The sequence below is a fragment of the Candidatus Brocadiaceae bacterium genome, assembly GCA_012728835.1.
In the GTDB taxonomy this organism is placed as follows: domain Bacteria; phylum Planctomycetota; class Brocadiia; order SM23-32; family SM23-32; genus JAAYEJ01.
On the sequence record JAAYEJ010000024.1, the window covers coordinates 44,812 to 51,873 of the forward strand.

A 7,062-nucleotide genomic window follows, 5' to 3' on the forward strand; every position below is an offset into this window, starting at 1 on the left:
CCGCGCCCGAAGCGCACACGGTCCGTCCGACGCCCCCACGGGCGAACCTGCGCTTGCGCCTGCCGCCGCCGGCGGGTATCGTCGAAGACTCATCCAAGAGAGCGGGAGTCGCCGGCCGTGAAGCTGTTCGACGCGCGCATCGTCCTCGGCCGTGCCATCGACCTGGAGCCGTTCCAGTCGTCCGACGTGGAGTCGATCCGCCGCGCCCTGGACCGGTACGGCATCGAGCGGGCGCTGCTCAGCTCGTTCGCGTCCTTCCGATTCGACGTGTCCTACGGCAACCGCCTGACGTTCGAGGCGGCCGCGGCCGATCCGCGTCTCATCCCGTGTCCGGCCGTCCTGCCCGACGCGGTGGGGGAGGTGGGGGACGAGGACGCGCTCGTCGGCGGGCTGATCGAGCGCGGCGCCCGGTGCGTGGGGCTCTACCCGAAGAGCTGCGGCCTGGCCGCCGACGAGCGCGTGCTCGGCCGCCTGCTGTCCGCCGCCTGCGTGCGCCGCCTGCCCGTGCAGGTGCCCGCCGGGGAGCTGGACCTGCTCCCGATGGCGGGCCTGGCCGCCCGGCATCCGGACGTGCCGTTCATCTACTGTCCGTACCCGCCGGGCCTCTACCGCGACCGCAACCTGCTGCCGGTCCTCGCCGACACGCCGAACCTGCACATGACGATCAACCCGCCGTTCGGCCTCAACGAGGGCATCGAGACGATCTGCGCGCGCATCGGCTCCGGGCGCCTGCTCTTCGCCTCGAACTACCCGATCGCCGAACCGGGCGCCGCCATCGGCCACCTCGCCTATGCCGACATCCCTCCCGGCGACCTCGAGAGCATCGCGTTCCGCAACCTGGAAGGGCTGATCCATGCCGTCCGCCTCTGAGAGCCTCTGCGACCGTGTCCGCGCCCGCCGGCCGCTGCCCCTGGACGGCATTGTGGACATGCACATCCACCTCGGCTCGTGGGCGGCCTTCGCCATGCCGGGAAACGATGCCGACTCGATGGTGCGGCAGATGGACCGCGTCGGGGTCGCGGTGGCCGTCTGCAGCCACCAGGCGTGCATGACGCCTGAGGTCGCCTACGGCAACGACCAGGTGCTGGAGGCCATGCGGCGCCATCCGGGGCGGATCCTCGGGTATGCGTCGGCCTACCCGGTGAACGACACGCTCGGGATCGACGAGATCCGCCGCTGTCTGGACGCGGGGATGGTCGGCGTCAAGATGCACAACGCGAACAGGATTCCCTATACCGCAGAACGCTACACGCCCATCTGGCGGCTGGCGAATGAGCGTCGTCTGCCCGTGCTCCTGCACACCTGGGGCGGGCTGGGCGCGCACGAGCGGCTCTTCGAGGAATACACGGACTGCCCCATCCTGCTGGCGCACTCGGGAAGCACGCGCGCCGACGACTACGTGCCCTGGGCCGTCCGTTACCCGCACGTCTACCTGGACCTGGAGTTCTCCGGATGCCCGAACGGGCTGGTGGAGTGCCTGGTGCGGCGCGCCTCGGCCGAGAAGATCGTCTTCGGCTCCGATATGCCCTGGATGCCGCTCGGGCAGCAGATCGGGCGCGTCGTGTTCGCGGATATCGCCGAGGAGCAGAAGCGCGCCATCCTGGTGGACAACGCGCGCCGCATCCTGGGGCTGGCCCCCTGAGGTCTGTCGATGAGGTGAAGTGAGATGGTACGACGGAAAATGCGAACGATGGCGCTTGTCTGTGCGGCGGCGGTCCTCTGCGCCGCCGACGTCCGGGCGGCGGAGGGTGGCATCCTGCCCCCCGACCGCGTGGCCGACTGGAGCCGGGCCGGAGTGCCGGGGGGCATCCCGACCGACCGAGACCATCTGCTCGACGTGACACAGGAACCATACAACGCGGACAACACAGGCGCGGCCGATGCCCAGCCCGCCATCATGAAGGCCATTGCGGACGCCGCCGAAAACGACGTCGTCTACCTCCCCGCGGGCACGTATCGCATCGACCGCGGCATCTCGGTGTACGGCGGCAAGGGCCGGCTCACGATCCGCGGCGACGGGCAGGACCGGACGATCATCCGGCCCACAGGACCGCAGAGCGGCGGGATCAGCGTCAAGCCGGCCGACGGCGGCGACTGGTGGTACGCCCGGCGGCTGAAGCTGGACATCGCGGGCAGCCACGCGCGCGGGGCGACGGAACTCTCGGTCGGCGACACGACGCCGCTGGACGCCTATCCGAACGGCGGCGTCGGCCAGCTCTGCCAGATCTCCCTGAAGAATGACCTGCGGCTGCCGGTGATGACGACGGCCGGGTTCGAGTACGCGCGCAAGTACGTCACGCGCATCGTGGGCCGCACCGGCACGACCGTGACCATCTCGCCGCCGCTCCTGTTCGATCTTCCGCAGGAGCTTGCGCCGGTCCTGCGGCCCGTCGGGCGGTACACCGAGTTCGTGGGCATCGAGGACCTGACCGTCGACGGCGTCCATTGCCCGTCCGGCAACTGCCTGGTCAACATCGGCCAGGCCTACGGGTGCTGGATCAGGAACGTGACCGTGCGCAACGGCGAACGCCGCCTGCTGAGCATCGACGGCTCCCTGCACTGCGAGATGCGGCACTGCAACCTCTACGGGCGCAAGGTGGAGGCGCAGCCGAACAGCGGCGGGCTCTTCCTCACCATGTCCACCGCCTGCCTGATCGAGGACAACATCCTGTCGCCGGCCACCGAGATGAGCGGCGGCGCCACGGGCAACGTCCTGGCCTACAACTTCTGCGACGACGTCGGCGTCCAGGGCAACCTGCTCTGCGCCAGCCTGAACGCCAACCACGGCGCGCACAACAGCTTCAACCTCTTCGAAGGCAACTTCATGCCCAGGTTCCAGAGCGACGGCTACCACGGCAGTGCCTCGCACGACACCGCGTTCCGGAACTGGTTCCACGGCACCTCGACCCGGACGACGCAGTACTGGATCTGCGTGACCCTGAACCGGTTCAGCCGCGACTACTCCCTGGTGGGCAACGTGCTGGGCCGCCGCGGCTTCGACTGGCTCCGCGAGGTGGAGATGGAAGGCTTCAACTACGCGAAGCACTTCATCTGTTCCTTCGGCTATCCGAACATGGGGAACGGCTGGTGCAACGGCCGGACCGCGCAGCCGAGCCAGGGCCGATACTGGGCCGACTGGGATCCGAGCGTCGGCACGGCGATCCGGGGCGTCCTGACCGAACGCACAAGCGACGAGACCGGCGTCATCACCCTCACGTCCGGCACGCTGACGCCCGGGCAGTCGCCGATGCTGCGGGGCGGCCAGACCCAGAGCTGGGTGCGGATCGGCCGGGTGGAGGGCGACACGGCCGAGGTCGACGCCCGCCCCTGGGGCGCCAGGCTGCCGCGCGTGAACACCGAGGTGCTGCTCTTCCCCGGCGCGGGCGGCTTTCAGGAACTGGACCTGGACGTGGCGGCGACGACGCTGCGGAAGGGGAACTACAACTTCCACGACGGCGGCGTGCCGCCCGATGAGGCCCTCGGAGACGCCGTGCTGCCGCCCAGCCTCTACCTGGACGGGAAGCCGGACTGGTTCGGCGACCTCGCCTGGCCGCCGTTCGGCCCCGACACGGACTTCGAGGACAACACGATCCCGGCGCAGGCCCGGTACGAGGAGATCGGGATGCAGGGGTGAATCCGGCGCTGCCGGGCGGGCATGCGTCCTCGCCCGCTCAGCCTCCGGCCGGGACGCCCGTCGATTCAGGAAGGAGCAGGCCACGCAGACCGCTGAGACGTCCGTTCCGCCGGCCATCGGGCCGCGCCCCGGCCTGACGCTCATCCCGCTGCAGTCCGGCAGCAGCGGGAACTGCCTTTACGTCGAAGGCGGGGGCGTCTCCCTGATCCTCGACGCGGGCATCGGGGGGCGGGAGGCGTGCCGGCGCCTCGCGCCCTACGGACGCAACATCGCGTCCGCCGGCGCCGTGATCCTCTCGCACGACCACGCGGACCACACCCGCAGCGCCGGCGTGTTCAGCCGCATGTTCGGCCTGCCCCTCTGCATGACGGGCCCGACGCATGCAGCGATCGGCGGCCGCCTGGGGCGGGTGGCCTCCGTGCGCGTCTTCGAGCCCGGGGAGGTCCTGCAGTTCGGCGGCCTTCGCGTCGAGACCGTCGTCACCGCTCATGACGGCGCCGGGGGCGTCGGGTTCGTCCTCTCCGACGGCGTCCGCCGGCTGGGCATCCTGACGGACCTGGGGCACGTGTTCCCGGGGCTGGGGCCGCTGATCGCGTCCCTGGACGCCGTCTACATCGAGAGCAACTACGATCCCGAAATGCTTGCGAACGGGCCGTACCCGTTCAGCGTGCAGGAACGGATCCGCGGCTCCGGCGGGCACCTGAGCAACCACGAGGCGGCGAACCTTCTTCGCGACCAGTCCAACGGGCGGCTCCGCTGGGTCTGCCTGGCCCATCTGTCGGAGACGAACAACCGGCCCGAACTCGCCCTCCGGACGCATCGCGCCGCGCTCGGCCGGCGCTTGCCGATCCACGTCGCCCGCCGCGATCGGGCGGTCGGGCCCTTCCATCTGTGAGGCAGCGTCCCTCTGCCGGCCGGATGCGGAGCAGACGTTGACAGCATCCTTGCCGGCGACTACAGTGCGCCGGCGGAGGTACGCGAAGTGCCTCGCGGCGGTGGACGGGGCCGGCGGCCCCCATGCGAAGGAGAGTACCGATGCGTTTCGGCCTGGCGGTGGCGGATATCACTCCTATGTCCCGCATGCCCATGCGGGGCTATGCAACGCGCAAGGACCTGTTCGACCGCGTCCACGACCCCCTCACGGTCACGGCGGTCGTCCTGGAGGAAGGCGACCGGCGGGCGCTGATCGGCGCCGTGGACCTGGTCACCCTGCCGGGAGACGGCAGCCTGCCGGGGCTGCTGGAGCGGCTGGGCGGCATCGTCGGCTGCCCGCCGGACTGCGTGATGCTCAACGCCTCGCACACGCACGGCGGCCCGACGCCGTCACGCTCTGCCTGGGGCGACGACGACCCGTACGGGGACCTCTGCGAGCGCTACAAGCAGTTCGTCTACGACCGGATCGCCGATGCCGCCGCGCGGGCGGTTGCCGACCTGCGCGAGGGCACACTGCGGTTCGGCGAGGGGACGACCGACCTGCCGATCAGCCGCCGCCTGGAACGGGACGGCCGCATCCTGCACGCACCCGCGCCCGACGCGCCGACCGACCCGCGCACGCATCTGCTGGCCCTGTATGACGCCGACGGCACGCCGGCGGCGCTCGGCCTGAAGGTCTCGTGCCACGCGGTCGCGACCGCCTGGCAGCACCAGATCACGGCCGACTACCCGGGCGCCTGGCGCGACGCCTTTTCGGCGGCCTTCGACGGCCGGGTGACGCCGTTCTTCCTCCAGGGCGCCGGCGCGGACACGCGGCCCCGGCAGGCGGCCGACGGCGACGACTGGCGCGCCGTGCCGCACGAGGAACTGCCGGACATGGCCCGCGGGCTGCTGGCCGAGACGCTCATCGCGCTGGCCGGTGGGCTCGAGACCGTCGGCCCGCTGGTGCTCGCCGGCGCGATCCGGCCCGTTCAGGTTCCGTGCCGGCCGCTGTATACGCGCCGCGAGCAGTTCCAGGATCTGCAGAAGTCCCGGAACGAACGGGAGCGGCGCTATGCCGAGAAGTGCCTGGGTCTGCTCGATGAGGGCCGGTCGGTGCCCGGCCACGCAACGGTGCAGGTGCAGACGCTCTGGCTGACCGAGGACCTCGCCCTGGTCGGGCTGGACGTCGAGCCGCTCTGCGCGCTGGGGTTCGCGGTGGAGGAGGCGCTGGCGCCGGCGCGCGTTGTGCTGCTCGGCTACACCAACGGCTCGTGCTGCTACCTGCCGACCACCGCCGAGATCGAACGCGGCGGCTACGAGGCCGAGAGCTACCTCGGCAAGACCTGGACCGGCCCGCTCGGCCCGGGCATCGAGGAGAGCATCATCGCCGGCCTGACGCGTGCGTGCAGGTAGGAGGCCGCGCTCCGTCGCGGCCGGGGATTGCCGGAGGCCGGGCACGACGGAGCGTGCCCCTCCAACGGCCCCGCCCCCCAATGGGTAGCCCCGGGCGTCTCCGCCCGGGGCGTGCGTGCAAGCAGGGGGTCGCCCGCCGCCTGTGCAGCGCGTGCGCTGCTACTGGACGACGAACGTCGTCTGGAGCGTGTTCGAGACCTCGTCGGCGGCCACGGTGATCTGCACCTCGTACGTGCCCGCGGCGGCCTCGGCCGGCAGGGCCAGGGGCACTTCGCTCGTGTAGGTGCCGCTGGTCCGGGCCACGTCGACGGGCGCCTGCGCGACCGTGACGCCGCTGAGGAGGATGGTCCGGGTCTCGCGCACCGTCACCACCTGGTCCAGGTTCGGGGCCATCACGGCGTAGGTCACCCGCAGCGTGACGCTCTCGCCCGGCCGGACCGTGGCGGGCTCTGCGGCGACCTGCGAGACCTCGAGCCGCACACCCTGGCTCGGGGTGTAGTCATACAGCTCCACCGTCTCCTCGGCGGTCCGGTCCCTGTGCTCGAGGTATGCGCCGATGGCGCCGCCCGCCAGAGCGCCCACGACGGCGCCGACGGCCGCGCCCTTGCTCCCGCGGGCGATCCCGCCCGCGAGCCCGCCGGCTACCGCCCCCGCGCCCGCCCCAATGGCGACCTTGCGGTGTTCCTCGACGAACGAGCATGCCGGCAGCAGAAGAACCATCGAAGCCGCCAGAGCCAGCCAGACGCCACTTTGCGCGCGCATCGCACACCTCCCACGTTCACAGATCGATCCGCCGGCCCCGGACTCGTGCCCGAGATACGCCGGGGATCCCTCGGCACACGGGTGTGCCGCCCCTCTGCCCGCCATGCGGCGGACACCCTCGTAAACGGTACCGTTTACGGTCCCGGGTTGTCAATGAGTTTGCGCGACGGCGCGCGGCCCTCCACCGGCACGGACGGTTCACGCCGCTGGAGGGGCACGCTCCGTCGTGCCCGGCTGTGCGTCTGCCCGCCTGTGCATGTGCCCGGTCCGGCCATCCCCGGCCGCGACGGAGCGCGGCCCTCCACCGGCACGGACGGTTCACGCCGCTGGAGGGGCAC

The 7,062-nt window shown here is 71.4% G+C and carries 6 protein-coding genes; 5 read left to right on the forward strand and 1 reads right to left on the reverse strand.

The window, feature by feature from the left end:
• The first annotated feature begins 117 nt into the window (after window positions 1-117).
• The 5 genes from GXY85_03695 (at window position 118) to GXY85_03715 (ending at window position 5,962) form a co-directional block, all read left to right on the forward strand.
• The gene (locus tag GXY85_03695) at window positions 118-870 is read left to right on the forward strand and encodes an amidohydrolase family protein (GenBank protein ID NLW49932.1); all 753 of its coding nucleotides are present in this window, start codon (window positions 118-120) and stop codon (window positions 868-870) included.
• On the forward strand, window positions 854-1,642 hold the full coding sequence (locus GXY85_03700; protein ID NLW49933.1) for an amidohydrolase family protein: 789 nt from the start codon (window positions 854-856) through the stop codon (window positions 1,640-1,642). The genes GXY85_03695 and GXY85_03700 overlap by 17 nt, the downstream gene beginning before the upstream one ends.
• A gap of 48 nt (window positions 1,643-1,690) precedes the next feature.
• A complete protein-coding gene (locus GXY85_03705) occupies window positions 1,691-3,634 on the forward strand; it encodes a hypothetical protein (GenBank protein ID NLW49934.1) in 1,944 nt (647 codons plus the stop codon).
• A gap of 286 nt (window positions 3,635-3,920) precedes the next feature.
• Window positions 3,921-4,529, forward strand: coding sequence for an MBL fold metallo-hydrolase (locus tag GXY85_03710; protein NLW49935.1), 609 nt, complete (start codon window positions 3,921-3,923; stop codon window positions 4,527-4,529).
• A gap of 140 nt (window positions 4,530-4,669) precedes the next feature.
• Window positions 4,670-5,962, forward strand: a complete 1,293-nt coding sequence (locus tag GXY85_03715; GenBank protein ID NLW49936.1) for a hypothetical protein — start codon at window positions 4,670-4,672, stop codon at window positions 5,960-5,962.
• A gap of 159 nt (window positions 5,963-6,121) precedes the next feature.
• On the opposite strand, the gene GXY85_03720 is transcribed toward GXY85_03715, so the two are convergent.
• Window positions 6,122-6,829 (reverse strand): hypothetical protein, encoded by a 708-nt coding sequence (locus GXY85_03720; protein NLW49937.1) that lies wholly within the window; start codon window positions 6,827-6,829, stop codon window positions 6,122-6,124.
• Window positions 6,830-7,062 lie beyond the last annotated feature (233 nt).

Excerpts from the sequence above, each read along its gene's own strand:
- GXY85_03700 (NLW49933.1), top strand. The coding sequence starts at position 854 with ATGCCGTCCGCCTCTGAGAGCCTCTGCGACCGTGTCCGCGCCCGCCGG.
- GXY85_03705 (NLW49934.1), top strand. The coding sequence starts at position 1,691 with ATGGCGCTTGTCTGTGCGGCGGCGGTCCTCTGCGCCGCCGACGTCCGG.
- GXY85_03715 (NLW49936.1), top strand. The coding sequence starts at position 4,670 with ATGCGTTTCGGCCTGGCGGTGGCGGATATCACTCCTATGTCCCGCATG.
- GXY85_03720 (NLW49937.1), bottom strand. The coding sequence starts at position 6,829 with ATGGCGGGCAGAGGGGCGGCACACCCGTGTGCCGAGGGATCCCCGGCG.